At 72.2% G+C, this 14,695-nt stretch carries 18 protein-coding genes and 1 pseudogene; 9 read left to right on the top strand and 10 right to left on the bottom strand.

Annotation, left to right across the window (positions count from 1 at the left end; all coding sequences use genetic code 11):
• A partial coding sequence (locus CLM62_RS31980; RefSeq protein ID WP_095753379.1) for a hypothetical protein occupies window positions 1–1,207 on the top strand: 1,207 nt, incomplete at its 5' end.
• 9 nt (window positions 1,208–1,216) lie between these two features.
• On the opposite strand, the gene CLM62_RS31975 is transcribed toward CLM62_RS31980, so the two are convergent.
• Window positions 1,217–1,630: a VOC family protein gene (locus CLM62_RS31975; RefSeq protein ID WP_095753378.1), complete on the bottom strand. Its 414-nt coding sequence runs from the start codon at window positions 1,628–1,630 to the stop codon at window positions 1,217–1,219.
• A 360-nt stretch (window positions 1,631–1,990) separates the two neighbouring features.
• Here CLM62_RS31975 and CLM62_RS31970 point away from each other — a divergent pair, with 360 nt between their 5' ends.
• From CLM62_RS31970 to CLM62_RS31960, 3 genes are all read left to right on the top strand, one after another.
• Window positions 1,991–3,589 (top strand): ABC-F family ATP-binding cassette domain-containing protein, encoded by a 1,599-nt coding sequence (locus CLM62_RS31970; protein ID WP_095753377.1) that lies wholly within the window; start codon window positions 1,991–1,993, stop codon window positions 3,587–3,589.
• A 398-nt stretch (window positions 3,590–3,987) separates the two neighbouring features.
• Complete coding sequence (locus tag CLM62_RS31965; protein ID WP_004002281.1) at window positions 3,988–4,209, top strand: helix-turn-helix domain-containing protein; 222 nt, start codon at window positions 3,988–3,990, stop codon at window positions 4,207–4,209.
• Between the two features lie 117 nt (window positions 4,210–4,326).
• Window positions 4,327–5,154 (top strand): enoyl-CoA hydratase/isomerase family protein, encoded by an 828-nt coding sequence (locus CLM62_RS31960; protein WP_095753376.1) that lies wholly within the window; start codon window positions 4,327–4,329, stop codon window positions 5,152–5,154.
• A gap of 4 nt (window positions 5,155–5,158) precedes the next feature.
• Here CLM62_RS31960 and CLM62_RS31955 read toward each other — a convergent pair whose 3' ends face one another.
• Window positions 5,159–5,869 carry a nucleopolyhedrovirus P10 family protein gene (locus CLM62_RS31955; RefSeq protein WP_179382307.1) on the bottom strand — a complete coding sequence of 237 codons (711 nt, stop codon included), beginning with the start codon at window positions 5,867–5,869 and terminating at the stop codon, window positions 5,159–5,161.
• 88 nt (window positions 5,870–5,957) lie between these two features.
• On the opposite strand from CLM62_RS31955, the gene CLM62_RS31950 reads away from it, so the two are divergent.
• From CLM62_RS31950 to amaP, 5 genes are read left to right on the top strand one after another with little or no spacing between them, the layout of a single operon-like run.
• Window positions 5,958–6,443: an Asp23/Gls24 family envelope stress response protein gene (locus CLM62_RS31950; protein ID WP_095753375.1), complete on the top strand. Its 486-nt coding sequence runs from the start codon at window positions 5,958–5,960 to the stop codon at window positions 6,441–6,443.
• A 34-nt stretch (window positions 6,444–6,477) separates the two neighbouring features.
• Complete coding sequence (locus CLM62_RS31945; RefSeq protein WP_095753374.1) at window positions 6,478–6,672, top strand: hypothetical protein; 195 nt, start codon at window positions 6,478–6,480, stop codon at window positions 6,670–6,672.
• The gene (locus tag CLM62_RS31940; RefSeq protein ID WP_095753373.1) at window positions 6,669–7,052 is read left to right on the top strand and encodes an Asp23/Gls24 family envelope stress response protein; all 384 of its coding nucleotides are present in this window, start codon (window positions 6,669–6,671) and stop codon (window positions 7,050–7,052) included. The genes CLM62_RS31945 and CLM62_RS31940 overlap by 4 nt, the downstream gene beginning before the upstream one ends.
• Window positions 7,049–7,708, top strand: a complete 660-nt coding sequence (locus CLM62_RS31935; protein WP_095753372.1) for a DUF6286 domain-containing protein — start codon at window positions 7,049–7,051, stop codon at window positions 7,706–7,708. The genes CLM62_RS31940 and CLM62_RS31935 overlap by 4 nt, the downstream gene beginning before the upstream one ends.
• Window positions 7,705–8,292, top strand: coding sequence for an alkaline shock response membrane anchor protein AmaP (amaP, locus tag CLM62_RS31930; protein ID WP_095753371.1), 588 nt, complete (start codon window positions 7,705–7,707; stop codon window positions 8,290–8,292). The genes CLM62_RS31935 and amaP overlap by 4 nt, the downstream gene beginning before the upstream one ends.
• A gap of 6 nt (window positions 8,293–8,298) precedes the next feature.
• Here amaP and CLM62_RS31925 read toward each other — a convergent pair whose 3' ends face one another.
• The 8 genes and pseudogenes from CLM62_RS31925 to CLM62_RS31895 all read right to left on the bottom strand — a co-directional run bounded on the left by CLM62_RS31925 (window position 8,299) and on the right by CLM62_RS31895 (window position 14,658).
• On the bottom strand, window positions 8,299–9,054 hold the full coding sequence (locus CLM62_RS31925; protein WP_095753370.1) for an SDR family oxidoreductase: 756 nt from the start codon (window positions 9,052–9,054) through the stop codon (window positions 8,299–8,301).
• A gap of 5 nt (window positions 9,055–9,059) precedes the next feature.
• A pseudogene (locus CLM62_RS31920) lies at window positions 9,060–9,617 on the bottom strand (glycoside hydrolase family 15 protein); the annotation flags it as partial.
• Entirely contained in the window at window positions 9,541–9,786 is a 246-nt protein-coding gene (locus CLM62_RS49510) for a trehalase-like domain-containing protein (RefSeq protein WP_143659186.1), read from the bottom strand. The gene CLM62_RS49510 and the pseudogene CLM62_RS31920, both read right to left, overlap by 77 nt.
• 66 nt (window positions 9,787–9,852) lie before the next feature.
• Window positions 9,853–10,647, bottom strand: coding sequence for an SURF1 family protein (locus CLM62_RS31915; RefSeq protein WP_095753369.1), 795 nt, complete (start codon window positions 10,645–10,647; stop codon window positions 9,853–9,855).
• A gap of 57 nt (window positions 10,648–10,704) precedes the next feature.
• Entirely contained in the window at window positions 10,705–10,938 is a 234-nt protein-coding gene (locus tag CLM62_RS31910; protein ID WP_095753382.1) for a hypothetical protein, read from the bottom strand.
• Window positions 10,939–11,017: 79 nt separating this feature from the next.
• Entirely contained in the window at window positions 11,018–12,007 is a 990-nt protein-coding gene (locus tag CLM62_RS31905) for a DEDDh family exonuclease (protein ID WP_095753368.1), read from the bottom strand.
• A gap of 103 nt (window positions 12,008–12,110) precedes the next feature.
• Window positions 12,111–13,118, bottom strand: a complete 1,008-nt coding sequence (locus tag CLM62_RS31900) for a CopD family protein (protein WP_095753367.1) — start codon at window positions 13,116–13,118, stop codon at window positions 12,111–12,113.
• A 100-nt stretch (window positions 13,119–13,218) separates the two neighbouring features.
• Window positions 13,219–14,658 carry a CoA transferase gene (locus CLM62_RS31895; RefSeq protein ID WP_095753366.1) on the bottom strand — a complete coding sequence of 480 codons (1,440 nt, stop codon included), beginning with the start codon at window positions 14,656–14,658 and terminating at the stop codon, window positions 13,219–13,221.
• Between the last annotated feature and the right edge of the window lie 37 nt (window positions 14,659–14,695).

Here is a 14,695-nt window from a genome sequence, read left to right as displayed (position 1 = left end):
CTGGGCCGACGCCGCCCTGCGCCCCGGCCGCGACCGCGCGAACCCCGACGGCAGGGGCACCCTCTCCGACGAGACCGCCGAACGGGCCGCCGCCGACCTGTGCCTGACCCCGGCTCAGGTCCGCGCCGACTGGGACACCGCCCGCCTCGCCGGCCTCGTCGAGGTGCACGGCGACACCGCCCGCCCCGGCTGGCGGCTGCGCGCCTGGAACCGCGACGACAGCGCCGTACTGCGCGGCTGGGTCGCCCTCTTCGACGCCTGGTCGCTCGCCTACCCGGAGCCCGCCGACCACGAGCCCGCCGCCCTCGCCGAGGTCGTCTCGGCCATGCCTCAGGTGCTCTCCTTCCTCCAGCTGTCCGCCGGCCCCGTCCCGGTGGAGCAGCTCCTCGACCTCCTCGAGCAACGAGTCACCGAACTGCGCACCGAGCGCTGCGAAATCCCCTACGGCCCTCAGCCCGAACCCACGGAGCACCAGGCCGCCGACGCCCCCCTCGCCCCCCTCCTCGACTGGGCCCTGCGCTCGCTCGCCTCCGTCGGTGCCCTCACCTACGGCGACGGGCAGGCCACGCTCACCCCGCTCGGCAGCTGGGCGGTCTGGGTCAAACTGGAGCAGATCTGCGTGGCCGCGCAGAGCCCCGCCGGGAACATCGAGCAGGCCGCCGAGGACATGCTCCGCGGCTGTGCCCAACTGCGCCCGAACGCGGCCCGCGCCGAATACCGCGCCTGGCTCGCCGCCCGCCCCGTCGGCAACGCTGTCACCGAGCTGCTCGACGCCGCCCGCGGCGAGGACGCCCTGCTGCGCGGGCTCGCCTTCGAGGCCCTGCGCGTCGTCGGCGCCCCCGCCGAGCCCGACGTCCGCTCCGTGGCCGACGACGCGACGCTGCGGCCGTACGCCCTGCTGTGGCTCGCGGAGCACGACGGCATCGACCCCGAGGACGCCCACGAGGTCCTCACCCGGGAAGAGGCCACCTGGCTGTGGGTCGACACCGCCGCCGCCGTCGCGGACCACGGCGAGGCCCCGATGCTGGTGAGGCACCTGGAGTCCGCGGTGCAGCCGACCGTGCCCTCGCTCCTCGACGAGGTGCGTGCCGTCGGCCACCCCCGCACCGTGCAGGTCCTGGTCGCGCTCGCCGCCGCACACCCCGACCCGGCTCTGGCCAAGGCCGTACGCCGCGCGGCCTTCCAGGTGCACACCGGGGGCAGCTGAACGCCCGGCTCAGCCCCCTATCTCGGGGGCGTACGTGCCGAAGCTCCAGATGTTGCCCTCGGCGTCCCGGGCCATGTAGTCCCGCGAGCCGTAGTCCTGGTCCGTCGGGGGCATCAGGATCTCCGCGCCGTGGTCCACGGCTCGCTGGTGATGTGCGTCGACGTCGTCCACGACGACGTACACCCCGCTCGGGCCCGCGTCTTTCATCGCCGTGTCGAAGACACCGCCGCGGCCCTTGGAACCGAGCATCACCCCGCCGTTGCCCTGCACCAGTTCGGCGTGCAGGATCGAGCCGTCCTCGCCCTCGTACACCGACAGCTCCGTGAAGCCGAAGGCCTCCGTGAGCTGCCGGATCGCCGCCTTCGCGTCCGCGTAGACCAGGGTGGGGTAGATGCTCGGACGCCCGCCGCTCGTGCCTGCCATACCGATCACTCCTTCGTGAGCCCTTGCCGGAACATCACCTGCTGCCCAGTCTCGCAGCGACCACTGACAACGCCCCGGCGATGATCCGAACGGCGGACACACCCCGTCCGCAAGCGCTGCGCCTTCGACCCCGCACGTGCCGTACGTCACCCCCGAGTACTGCTTCATCGCCCAGCCCTGCACCGGAGCAGCGGCGGCAGCCGCCTGGACTCCCCAAAGCCCGGCTCGAACACCCGAACACAGAAAAAGTGGTTGCACGGCCCCGTTAGACTTGGCCCATGGCCATTCTCCTCGCGCATTAGACGGCGGGAACGTCCTCAGCCGCCCATCCCGCCAATCACCCCGCCCTGGAGTCTGTCCGTGATCTCCGCCTCCGGTATCGAGTTGCGCGCCGGTGCGCGCGTCCTCATCGAGTCCGCCACCTTCCGTGTCGCCAAGGGCGACCGCATCGGCCTGGTCGGCCGCAACGGCGCCGGCAAGACCACCCTCACCAAGTGCCTCGCCGGCGAGGGCACCCCCGCCGGCGGCACCATCACCCGCTCAGGCGAGGTCGGTTACCTCCCGCAGGACCCCCGCACCGGCGACCTAGACGTCCTCGCCCGCGACCGCATCCTCTCCGCGCGCGGCCTCGACGTACTCATCCGCAAGATGCGCGACAACGAACAGCGCATCGCCAACGGCCAGGGGAGCACGCGAGAGAAGGCCCTCAGGCAGTACGAGCGCCAGGAGACGGAGTTCCTCACCAAGGGCGGGTACTCCGCCGAGGCCGAGGCCGCCACCATCGCCGCCGCGCTCAACCTGCCCGACCGGGTACTGGGCCAGCCGCTCCATACTCTCTCCGGCGGTCAGCGCCGCCGTATCGAACTGGCCCGCATCCTCTTCTCGGACGCGGACACGCTGCTCCTCGACGAGCCGACGAACCACCTCGACGCCGACTCGATCATCTGGCTGCGCGACTACCTCAAGACCTACCGCGGCGGCTTCATCGTGATCTCCCACGACGTCGACCTGGTCGAGACGGTCGTCAACAAGGTGTTCTACCTCGACGCCAACCGCGCCCAGATCGACGTCTACAACATGGGCTGGAAGCTCTACCAGCAGCAGCGCGAGGCCGACGAGAAGCGCCGCAAGCGCGAGCGGCAGAACGCCGAGAAGAAGGCCGCCGCCCTCAACGCGCAAGCCGACAAGATGCGCGCCAAGGCCACCAAGACGGTCGCCGCGCAGAACATGGCCCGCCGCGCCGAGCGCCTGCTCTCCGACCTCGAGGCGGTCCGCCAGTCCGACAAGGTCGCCAAGCTCCGCTTCCCCGAGCCCGCGCCCTGCGGCAAGACCCCGCTGATGGCCGAGGGCCTGTCGAAGTCGTACGGCTCGCTGGAGATCTTCACCGACGTCGACCTGGCCATCGACAAGGGCTCCAGGGTCGTCATCCTCGGCCTCAACGGCGCCGGCAAGACCACCCTGCTGCGCCTGCTGGCGGGCGTGGAGCAGCCGGACACCGGCGCGGTCGTCCCCGGCCACGGCCTCAAGCTGGGCTACTACGCCCAGGAGCACGAGACCCTGGACGCCGACCGCACGGTCCTGGAGAACATGCGCTCCGCCAACCCCGACCTGGACCTGGTCGAGGTCCGCAAGACGCTCGGCTCCTTCCTGTTCTCCGGCGACGACGTCGACAAGCCCGCCGGCGTCCTGTCCGGCGGCGAGAAGACCCGCCTGGCGCTCGCGACCCTGGTGGTGTCCTCGGCGAACGTGCTGCTGCTGGACGAGCCGACCAACAACCTCGACCCGGCCAGCCGCGAGGAGATCCTCGGCGCGCTGCGCACCTACAAGGGCGCCGTCGTGCTGGTCACCCACGACGAGGGCGCCGTCGAGGCGCTCCAGCCGGAGCGGATCATCCTGCTGCCCGACGGCGTGGAGGACCTGTGGGGCTCCGACTACGCGGACCTCGTCGCCCTCGCCTGAGCAGAGGCCGCGGATTCGGTCCGAGCACCCGCGCACCTCGGTCCGGCGGTCAGCACCGCTTGATCGAAGAGGTGATCCACTGCGTATGGATCATTCGGCCGATCCGTGATCCATCATCTGTGTGAGATCTCCTCGTACCGAGGTGTGTCCTACATCAATTTCCCGGCCGGGCCCTTTATCGACAAGGGCTCGGCCGTCGCGCGTCCCTGACCTGGTACTTCGCGAATTTACCCGTTCGGCGGTACGAACAAGGAGCGCTGGAATTACAGATTCCGCTTGTGGGGACCCGCTCCCGTCGTCAAAACCTTGTCTCACGGACCTTGCCGAATGGGTGGCCATGAAGGCCCGGAGGGGTGATCATGAGGAGACCAGAGCGCACTTCCCATGAGGAGGCACGGGTGGCCGAGACTCTGAAGAAGGGCAGCCGGGTAACCGGCGCCGCGCGCGACAAGCTCGCGGCAGACCTGAAGAAGAAGTACGACTCCGGTGCGAGCATTCGGGCGCTGGCCGAGGAAACCGGCCGCTCGTATGGCTTCGTACACCGGATGCTCAGCGAATCGGGCGTCACGCTCCGTGGGCGTGGCGGGGCGACGCGGGGCAAGAAGGCCGCATCGTCCTGATCCCGGGCGGCCCATCGGCTTCGATGGTGGCCACCCGGTCGGTCAGCTGATCGGCCGGGTGGTTACTGTGCAGTCACTTAGCATCGCTCTGCTGACCGCACTCATCGGAGGCGCCCCATGGCTTCGCCCGACCAGGACGTTGTTCCCGAAGCTCCAGTACCCGAAGCTCCAGTACTCGACAAGGACGGCGTACGGCTCACCGTCGACGACGCGATCGCCACGGTGACGCTGACCAACCCGGCCAAGCGCAACGCCCAAAACCCCGCTCTGTGGCGGGCGTTGGCCGAAGCCGGGCGGCTCCTGCCGGGGTCGGTCCGGGTCGTCGTGCTGCGTGCCGAGGGCAAGTCCTTCTCCGCAGGACTCGACCGGCAGGCGTTCACGCCCGAGGGCTTCGACGGCGAGCCGTCGTTCATCGACCTCGCGCGGGGCAGCGACGCCGAACTGGACGCGACCATCGCCGGGTACCAGGAGGGTTTCACCTGGTGGCGACGGAGCGACATCGTGTCCATCGCCGCGGTGCAGGGGCATGCCATTGGGGCGGGCTTCCAGCTCGCGCTCGCCTGTGACCTGCGCGTCGTCGCCGACGACGTGCAGTTCGCCATGCGCGAGACCAGCCTCGGGCTGGTACCGGACCTCACGGGCACGCATCCGCTCGTGGGGCTGGTCGGATACGCCCGGGCGCTGGAGATCTGCGCGACCGGGCGCTTCGTCCTGGCCGAGGAGGCCGTGAGCACGGGGCTGGCGAATGTCGCGGTGCCGTCGGATCAGCTCCAGGACGCGGTACGCGACTTGGCCGGGGCGATCCTGGCCGCGCCTCGGGACGCCGTCATCGAAACCAAGGCGTTGTTGCGTGGGGCCGACGGGCGGTCCTACGAGGAGCAGCGAGCCGCGGAACGGGCCGCGCAGGCCCGGCGACTGCGGGACCTGGCGGGCGTCGGCGAGTGAGACCTCACCCGACCGCGGTCACCAGCACCGCCACCGTCGGGTGATCCGGTAGCGCCTGTTCCACCTGCGCGCGGACCCGCCGGGCCACGTCCACGGCTCGGTGGTCCGCGTCCACCGCCAGTTCCAGGCGGACGTGCCGCCGTGGCAGGGCGGTGGTCTCGTCCTGCCGTTCCTCGATGTGCACCGGGCGGCCCAGCGTGCCCGTCAGATGGGACACGCCGGGGACGCCCAGGGCCGCGTCGGCCGCACGGCCCTCGTCGGTGTCCCCGCGCGGCGCGGCGGGGGCCGGCTCCGGCGGTCGTACGGGAAGGGGTTCAGGCTCCTCGTCCAGCAGGGCAGTCACCTGTAGGTCCACCTCCGTCACCGCCAGCCCCAGGCCCTCCGCCGCGCCCGCCAGCACCTCCCGCACCCGAGCCGCCGTCATCGGCAGCGGCTCGGACGCCGTCGCGGCGAACTCCGCCGTCGCCCGCAGCGGGCCCGGCGGCAGAGCGCTCGGCGGAGGAAGTACGGCGGGCTCGTGCGCGTCCTCAGGGTCGGCGAGCCCGATCCGCACCGGGCCCAGCCGCACGCCCCGCAGGTCCTCGGCCGCGCGCCGCAGCACCGCTCCGGCCGCCTCCTCCGAGATCCACGCGCCGTCGCCCGCGCCGCCCAGGGGCAGGAGTCTTCCCAGCCTCAGCTGATGCCGTACGGCCTGCGTCCACCGGTCCACCGTCATTACTCCAGCCTGCCGCATCCCTGGCGCGCGATCGCGCAACCCCGCTTACCGTGGTCAATGGGACGACGACCGGAAGGGATGTACGGCGATGAGCGAGATGACGGAGCGGAACCGGACGCGGAGCCCCGAGAGCGAGACCGAGTCGCCGGTACAGACCCGCAAGACCGTCAAGCGCGGCGGCGGGGACCCGGCCACCCGGGGGCGGACGACGATCGCCGACGGGGTCGTGGAGAAGATCGCCGGGATGGCCGCCCGGGAGGTCGTCGGCGTGCACGCGATGGGCAGCGGGCTCAGCCGTACCTTCGGAGCCGTGCGGGACCGGGTGCCGGGCGGGACCAGGGCCGTCACGCGCGGGGTCAAGGTAGAGGTCGGCGAGGTGCAGACCGCGCTCGACCTGGAGATCGTCGTCGACTACGGCGTGGCGATCTCCGATGTGGCCCAGGCTGTTCGGGAGAACGTCATCGCGGCGGTGGAGCGGATGACCGGCCTCGAAGTCGTCGAGGTCAACATCGCGGTCAGCGACGTGAAGCTGCCCGAGGAAGAGGAAGAGGAGCCGGAGCCCCGACTCCAGTGACGCACCGGCGACCGACAATCGAACGGAGCGCACCATGAGCATGGCCGTGGTCGGCATGATCGCCGGCATGGCGCTGGGCTTCGCCGGGTACTTCGGCGGGTTCGGCGCCTTCCTGCTGGTCGCCGCCCTGGGCGCCGTCGGGTTCGTCGTCGGCCGGTTCCTGGAGGGGGACTGGGAGCTCGGCGACTTCTTCCGTACCCGTGACGACCGGCGCGACCGGCGGCGGTGACGCCCGTGAGCAGCGCGGCCGACGGACTGCGCAGACCCGTGGCCGTCGTCCCGCCGGGCGAGCGCGGCGCCACGCGGATCGCCGACCGGGTCGTCGCGAAGATCGCGTCGCAGGCGGCCCGCGAGGCACTCGGCCAATTGCCCGAGGACGCCGCGCCCCCGCACGCCAACGTCGCCGTCCACCACGAAACCGCCCGCATCCGCGTGCACCTCGAACTCGCCTACCCCTGCGACATCGGCGCCCGATGCCGTGAGGTGCGTCGTCATGTCGTGGAGCGGGTAGGCGCGTTGGTGGGCATGGAGGTGCCGGAGGTTACCGTCCAGGTGGAGCGACTGCACCTGGCACCGGCGCACGGCGCGGCACAGGGGAGGACGCGATGAGCGAGTCCCAGGGCTCCGAGGGCACCACACAGCGACTGCCGGTCATCGAGAAGGCGGCCGACACAGGCGGGGAGTACGAGGCTCCACCTGTGCCGGACAGCCAGGACGGGAAGGCCGGCGGCCGCTTCTGGTCGGCGCGCCGCGTCCCCGCCGGCCTCGTGGCGCTGCTGCTCCTGGCCGTCGCGGGCGCCTTCCTGTACGACATCGCCGCCGTGCGCGCCGACCGGGACGCCCTGCCCTGGCGCCGCGGCCTCGCCCGGCAGCTCGCCGAGCGGCCCTTGGACGACATCTGGGTGCTCGTCGGCGCGGGCGTCGCCGCCGCCCTCGGCCTGTGGCTGATCGTGCTGGCCGTGACGCCCGGCCTGCGGGCCGTACTGCCGATGCGGCGCACCCACGCCGACGTACGCGCCGGACTGCACCGGGAGGCGGCCGCCATGGTGCTGCGCGACCGGGCCATGGAGGTCGCCGGAGTGCAGTCGGTACGGGTACGCGTGCGCCGCGCCCGCGCCGGCGTCCGCGCGGTCTCCCACTTCCGCGAACTGGACGACGTACGCGCCGACTTGAACGCCGCGCTCACCGAAGCGGTCAGGGGGCTGGGGCTGGCCCGGCAGCCCGCGCTGTCGGTGCACGTGGCACGACCCGGACGGAAGGGGTGAGTACGGTGCTCAGGACCGTCAACCGGGTGCTGCTCGCCGTCGTCGGCCTCGTGCTGGTCGCCCTCGGCGGCTCCGTGCTCGCGGTGGGACTGGGCGCCCCGGCACCCTCCTGGTGGATCCACCAAGGCTCGCACGACGTGCTGCTGACCCACTCCGAGCGGACCCGCTGGCGGGACGACGCCTGGTGGTGGCCGACCGTGCTCGCCGTGCTCGCCGTCCTCCTCCTGCTCGCCCTGTGGTGGCTCACGGCGGTCCTGCGCCGCCACCGGCTCACCGAGGTACTGGTCGACACCGGCGACGGCGAGGGCGCGCTGCTGAGGGGCCGGGCGCTGGAGGACGTACTGGCGGGACAGGCGGCCGCCTTGGACGGCGTCTCCCACGCCCAGGTCCTGCTCACGGGCCGCCCGAGCGCCCCCGAGACGCGTGTACGGCTCCGACTGGAACCGCATGCGGACCCAGGGACGGCGCTGCAGGGCCTCGAGACGGGGGCACTGGCGCACGCTCGCGATTCGGCGGGCCTCGAGACACTCCCGGCCGAGGTCAGACTGAACGCGGTGAAGCACCGTGCGGAAAGGGTCAGCTGAGAAACCTCAGAACCCGTGCCGCATCCCCCCGTCAACCGGCAACATGACCCCCGTCAAATAAGAGGCCGCCGGCGACAGCAAAAACGCAGCCGTCCGCCCGAATTCCTCAGGCAGCCCATACCGCCGCAACGGAATCCGCGCCTCATTCGCAGCCCGAGCAGCCTCCGGATCGGCGGACATCCCATCCAACTCCCGCACCCGATCCGTGTCGATACGCGCAGGCAGCAGCCCCACGACTCGAATCCCCCGCGGCCCCAACTCATCCGCCAGCGACTTCGCGAACCCGGCCAACCCCGGCCGCAGCCCATTCGAGATCGTCAACCCCGGAATCGGCTCATGCACCGACCCGGACAACACGAACCCGACCACACCCCCGGCCTCCAGCTCAGCCGCCGACGCCCGCGCGAGCCGAACCGCCCCCAGGAACACCGACTCGAACGCCGCCTGCCACTGCTCGTCCGTGTTGTCGGCGACGAACCCCGGCGCAGGCCCCCCGACGCTGACGAGGATGCCGTCGAAGCCCCCGAAGTGCTCACGCGCGGCGGCGATCAGCCGCGCGGGCGCCGAAGGGTCGGCGTTGTCCGCGACCACCCCCACCGCGTTCGCCCCCAGAGCGGCGGCCGCCTCGGCGACGCTCTTCTCCTCCCGCCCGGTGATGACCACCTTCGCGCCGTCGGCGACCAGCTCGCGCGCGGCGGCGTTGCCGAGGCCGCGCGTGGCCCCGGTGACGACGTACACCCTGTCCTTCAGCCCAAGATCCATGGCCCCTATCCTGCCCCTTCGCCCCCGAACAGGGCGAGGGCGGTGTTCACCAGGCCGATGTGGCTGAACGCCTGCGGGACGTTGCCCAGCTGGACGCCGGCCACGGGGTCGTACTCCTCGGACAGCAGCCCCACGTCGTTGGCGAGGCCGACCAGTCGTTCGAACAGCTCCCGCGCCTCCTTCGTACGGCCCGTCATGTGCAGGGCGTCCGCGAGCCAGAACGAGCACGCCAGGAAGGTGCCCTCGCCACCCGGCAGGCCGTCCACGGGGGTTTCCGCGGCGCTGTAGCGGCGCAGTAAGCCGCCGTGGCCCAGCGCGTCGCGGACCGCGTCGATGGTGCCGAGCACGCGCGGGTCGTCCGGCGGCAGGAAGCCGACGCGCGGGATGAGCAGCACCGAGGCGTCGAGCTCGCGCGAGCCGTAGTACTGAGTGAAGGTGTTCCGCTCGGGGTCGTAGCCCTTCTCGCACACCTCCCGGTGCACCTCGTCACGCATCGCCCGCCAGCCGTCCAGGTCCCCGCGCAGTTTCGGGTTCCTCTCCAGCGTGCGCACGGCACGGTCGGCGTGGGGCGATCCGCCAGTGGCCGTTCTCCTGGTCGCCGAGCAGCTTGGCGAAGCAGGCCGCCGAGTCGAAGCGGGGCAGACACAGCCAGTCGACGGAGCCGTCCCGGCCGACCAGCGCCGCTGTCTGTTCGTCGCCGATGAGTGCGTAGTCCTCGATACGGGGGTGCACGCAGTGCGGGTTCCCGGACCCCGTGGGTGGCAATCCGGGGCGGGGCCGGGCGGGTGACGCGAGGTGTCAGACCGTGGCCGGCTGCGTCTGAGGCGTCTCCTTCTCGGCGGCCGCCGCCCTGCGGTCGCGGGCCTCCCGCCGGACCAGGACCAGCCAGCCGATCGGGACGCCGGCGGCGAACAGCCACCACTGGATGGCGTACGCGTAGTTCAGCGCGGCGTCCTCGTCGCCGGGCCGGCCGACCAGCTCGGGGGTGTCGCCCTTCGGTTCGGGCGCCGTCTGCGCGAGGTAGCCGCCGAGCACCTGGGCGTCCAGGCGCCGCGCCTCCTGCTCGCTGTTGATCAGCATGACCTGCCGCTCCGGCAGTCCCTTGAGGTTCTTGATGCCGCTCGCCGCGGTCGTCTCGTCGGGCATCAGCCGGCCGGTGACGGTGATCTGGCCGCGGGGCGGTGCGGGGACCTTGGGGAACGCGGTCTGGCTCGGGCCGTCCGCGGGGATCCAGCCCCGGTTGACGAGCACCACCTTGCCGTCCGTCAGGACGAACGGGGTCAGGACGTGGTAGCCGACCTCGTCGTCGGAGTTGGTGCGCCGCCGGACGACGACCTCGTCGTCGGTGTCGAAGTGACCCTTGGCCGTCACCCTCCGGTACCGCTCGTCATTGGTGACGGTATGACCGGGGGAGGTCATCTGCTCCACCGGTACCGGTTTGGCGGACAGCGCGTCGGCGACCAGCTGGTTCCGTGCGGTGCGCATCTCGTAGCGATGCATCTGCCAGATGCCCAGCCTGATCATCGTGGGGATGAGAAGGAGGGCGACCAGCGTGAGGATCACCCACTGCCGGGACAACAGGAAGCGGTACACCCCACGACCGTACAACTCGGTCGTGGGGCGCATTCAGGGGGGTGCTGGTCAATACATCTAGACCTTGTCGATGATCCCCACCTTCCCTTCCGCCCTGGCGCAGTGGGCGCCGCAGTACCAGTGGCCCTCGACCTCGACGCCCTGGCCGATGATCTGCACACGGCAGTGCTCGCAGATGGGTGCCATGCGGTGGATCGCGCAGGAGAAGCAGTCGAAGACGTGGACCGCGCCCTGTGCGTGCACCTCGAAGGTCATTCCGTAGTGATTGCCGCAAACTTCACATGTCGCCATGCGCCACAGGGTGAGCCGTCGGTCCGGCGCGGGCGAGGGGGCGGCGGGCGAGTCGCCCGCCAATCACCCGTCCGTACGGTCACCGCTCCGATCCCGGCTCCACGTCCTGGAGGAGTTGCCCGAACGCTGCCTCGTCCACGACCGGCGTCCCGTACTGCCGGGCCTTGACGGCCTTCGACGTGGTCGAGTCCGGGTCGTTCGTGACGAGCAGGCTGGTCAGCCGGGACAGGCTGGTCGCCACATGCAGACCGGCCTCGACCGCGCGGTCCTCCAGCAGCTCGCGCTCGATGGACGTGTCTCCGGAGAACGCGACCCGCATGCCCTGTTTGAGTCGTTTGCCCTCTTCGTAGCGGCCCGGGTTGGGATACGGGCACGCGGGCCGCTTGCGGGCGGGGCGCCAACTGCTCTGGCGATAGCCGCCGTAGCCCGCCTGCTGCCCGATCCGGGGCGTGGGCCGGTCCGTCCACTCGGTCAGCGGCCGGCACTCGTGCAGCGGCAGCCGTACGCCGTCCGCGGCCGCCGCGCGCAGGCTCGGCCGGAACGCCTCCGCAAGGACGCGCGCGTCGTCGAGGGCATGATGCGCCCGCCGCTGGACGACGCCGAAGTGCGCGGCCAGCGTCTGAAGTTTGTGGTTGGGCAGCGGCAGGCCCAACTCCTTGGACAGCGCGATGGTGCACAGCCGCTGCCGCACCGGCGCCTCGCGCTCCGCGCGCGCGTACTCCCGGGCGATCATCTGCCAGTCGAAGACCGCGTTGTGCGCGACGAGCACCCGGCCGTCGAGGCGGGCCGAGAACTCCTCGGCGATGTCGTGGAAGAGGGGCGCGCCCTGAAGCACCTCGCTCGTCAGACCGTGGATCCACACCGGGCCCGGGTCCCGCTCCGGGTTGACCAGCGTGTACCAGTGGTCCTCGACCTCGCCGCGCGCGTCCAGGCGGTAGACGGCCGCGGAGATTATCCGGTCGTCCCGGGCCAGGCCGGTGGTCTCCACGTCAACGACCGCGTATCCCTTCGGATACGCGGCCGGCCATGCTGTGGGGAAGGACGCTGCCCTCGCGCGGTCATCGAGCATGGTCCCTGAGGATACGGGCCACGACTGACAGTCCCGTCCCGCCCCCGTCTGTCAGACGCCCTGCGGCGTACGCCTGTTCGCATGCCGGGTCGTCAACCGACGTTCACCACCGGATCGGCACCGGCAACGCCGTCAGCAGCCCCGACACCGCGACCACCACCCCCAGAGCGACGACCTCGGCCCGCGCGGGGGAGCAGGCGGTCAGCGGGTCGGCCGCCCGGGCGAGCCGGATCCGCGCCCACAGGGCGAGTACCGCGACGGCGGCCACCAGGAGCACCTTGGCGAGCAGGGTGCGCCCGTACGCGGTCGTCGTCAGCTGCTCCAGGATCGTGCCCGAGGGCATGCGGCGCAGCGAACTCCACACCCCGGTCGCCGTGATGGCCGCGAGCAGAACGGCCGCCACGCGCGCGTAGAGCCCCAACAGGGCCGTGCCCGCCTCCGGGGCACCCCAGTGCCGCAGCGTCCGCAGCGCGTACAGCAGGCCGCCCGTCCACAGCGCCGCGCACGTCAGGTGCACCAGCGTCAGCCCGGACCCGACCAGCGGGTCGTGCTCGGTCGTGGGATGCGCGCGCAGGGCCTCCGCCACGACCACCGCGGCCAGGGGCCACACCTGCGTCGCCGGCCGGCGCGAGAGGGCGCACAGGCCGGCCGCGAGGAAGGCGTTGACCTCCAGGAGCGCCAGCTTGCCGTCGCGGGACTCGTACAGCCCGCCGACATCGATCTCGGCGGCGCTGCGCGGCACCAGATTGCCCGTGGCCACGACCGACGCGAGTCCCAGGGCGGCGACGAAACCGGCGGCGGCCGCATACGGCGCCCAGCTGCGGGGCGCGGCCGAGGGAGCGCCGGGTACGGAACGGGACAGCCGGCGCACGAACAGCTCCCCCAACGGCACACACAGCGCCGCGATCAGCACCGTTCGCAGCAGCGCGACACCACCGGCACCGGGCGCGGCGGCCTCGCCCGTGTCGTGCAGCGCGGCGGACGGGCCGAGCAGCGGTATCAGCGCGGCCAGCGCCACCAGGACGAGGACGGTGACGGCCCGGCCGGCCCCGGGGCGTCGCGCCGGCCCGCTCGCGTCGGACGCCCCGGTCGTGGGTCTTATCAAGCTCACCTCAAGATCTTCACCAGCCTTCACAGAACCGGGCAAGTCCAGGAAAACACTTGGCGGTACGGCATTCCGCCCATAGATACGTTTCCGGCCCGACGGTGACTCAGATCCAGCCCGGCGCGTCCGCCCCACAGGGCCCCGGCGGCCGCGCCCAGTCCACCGGGCCGCCCTCGAAGGCGACCGGCGACCGGGCGTAGCGCAGCCGCCCGAGCGCGCTGTCCGTCTCCGAGAGCCAGGGGTCGGGTATGTCGTACGGGGGCGCCTTCTCCGTCGGCCGGGCGCCGGGCCCGCCGTGGGAGACCTCCCCGGCGTCGCTCGGCCCGACCCCGTTCATCAGCCACTGAGCCGTCCGCGTCAGCGCCAGCCGGACGAACCGGCTCCCGCCCTCGTACGACTGCTCGGTCAGGGCCCGCAGTACCGCCGCCGCCAGCAGATATCCCGTCCCGTGGTCCAGGGCCTGCGCGGGCAGTGCGCCGGGCCGCTCCGGCGACCCCTCGACCGCGGCGATCCCCGTGGCCACCTGCACCAGGCTGTCGAATCCCCGCCGTTCACCCCACGGCCCGTACGCACCCCAGGCCGACAACTGCGCCACGACCACCCCCGGCCGCCGCTCGGCCAGCGCTTCCGCCGACAGCCCGAACCGGTCCAGCGCGCCCGGCCGGTATCCGGTGACGACCACGTCCGCCGCCGCGAGCAGCTCCTCGAAGACACGCCGGTCGGTCACGAGGTCGAGCGTCGTCGACCGCTTTCCGAAGCCCGTGTCGGCGTGCTGGTCGGGGAGTTCGGGCAACCGAGGGGAGTCCACGCGCAGCACGTCCGCGCCCAGCAGGGCGAGCGTGCGGGTGGCGACCGGGCCCGCGATGACCCGGGTCAGGTCCAGGACGCGCAGTCCGGCGGCGGGCAGCAGGGGAGCGCCGTCACCGTCGATCGGCGCGAGCACGCGCGCGCGTGCGGAGTCCAGCGGGCCGCGCTCCACCAGCGGCCGACCGGCCACTGCGGCCGCCTGCTCCTGCGCGGCCCACTCCTCGGGCGTACGCAGGGCGACGGCGAGGCCTCCGGCCGCGTACACGGCCTCCTCGATCTCCAGGGCGGACCGCTCGGCGAGCGCGGATTCGACGGCCGCCACGGCCGCCGTGCCCTCCGGCACCCCCAACGCGCCCAGCAGCCGCGCCCGGTGGTGCGGATAGTTCGCGTGCGTGCGCAGCCAGCCGTCCGCCGTCCGCCAGAACCGGGACAGCGGCGTGAAGTTGACCGGCGCCCGCCCGTCGACGAGCAGATGCCGCTCACTGACGAACGCCGTCGCGACGGCCCCGTCGTCCACCCGTACCCCGGGCACCTCGGCGAGCCCGGCCCGCCGCGCGCCCAGCTCGGCTGCGGCCAGCGCACAGGCGCCGACACAGGCCCGCGCCAACTCCCGTACGGGAAGGCGCCCCTGAAGAGCGCCCTCCCGCACCACGGTCGACACCCGGGGGAGAAGGGCGGGATCGCCGCCCACCGCCGACCAGGCGAACTCGATGTCAGTCACGACTGCACTATGCAGCATTGACCGCATCAAGCTGTCGACCGGTGTCGACCGGTGC

The organism is Streptomyces sp. SA15, assembly GCF_002291145.1.
Lineage (GTDB): Bacteria > Actinomycetota > Actinomycetes > Streptomycetales > Streptomycetaceae > Streptomyces.
This window is presented reverse-complemented; position numbering and strand designations above follow the sequence as displayed.

Excerpts from the sequence above, each read along its gene's own strand:
- CLM62_RS31975 (WP_095753378.1), bottom strand. The coding sequence starts at position 1,630 with ATGGCAGGCACGAGCGGCGGGCGTCCGAGCATCTACCCCACCCTGGTC.
- CLM62_RS31935 (WP_095753372.1), top strand. The coding sequence starts at position 7,049 with ATGAGCGAGTCCCAGGGCTCCGAGGGCACCACACAGCGACTGCCGGTC.
- CLM62_RS31905 (WP_095753368.1), bottom strand. The coding sequence starts at position 12,007 with ATGCTCGATGACCGCGCGAGGGCAGCGTCCTTCCCCACAGCATGGCCG.
- CLM62_RS31895 (WP_095753366.1), bottom strand. The coding sequence starts at position 14,658 with ATGCTGCATAGTGCAGTCGTGACTGACATCGAGTTCGCCTGGTCGGCG.
- CLM62_RS31910 (WP_095753382.1), bottom strand. The coding sequence starts at position 10,938 with ATGGCGACATGTGAAGTTTGCGGCAATCACTACGGAATGACCTTCGAG.
- CLM62_RS31955 (WP_179382307.1), bottom strand. The coding sequence starts at position 5,869 with ATGACGGTGGACCGGTGGACGCAGGCCGTACGGCATCAGCTGAGGCTG.
- CLM62_RS31945 (WP_095753374.1), top strand. The coding sequence starts at position 6,478 with ATGAGCATGGCCGTGGTCGGCATGATCGCCGGCATGGCGCTGGGCTTC.
- CLM62_RS31960 (WP_095753376.1), top strand. The coding sequence starts at position 4,327 with ATGGCTTCGCCCGACCAGGACGTTGTTCCCGAAGCTCCAGTACCCGAA.
- CLM62_RS31925 (WP_095753370.1), bottom strand. The coding sequence starts at position 9,054 with ATGGATCTTGGGCTGAAGGACAGGGTGTACGTCGTCACCGGGGCCACG.
- CLM62_RS31950 (WP_095753375.1), top strand. The coding sequence starts at position 5,958 with ATGAGCGAGATGACGGAGCGGAACCGGACGCGGAGCCCCGAGAGCGAG.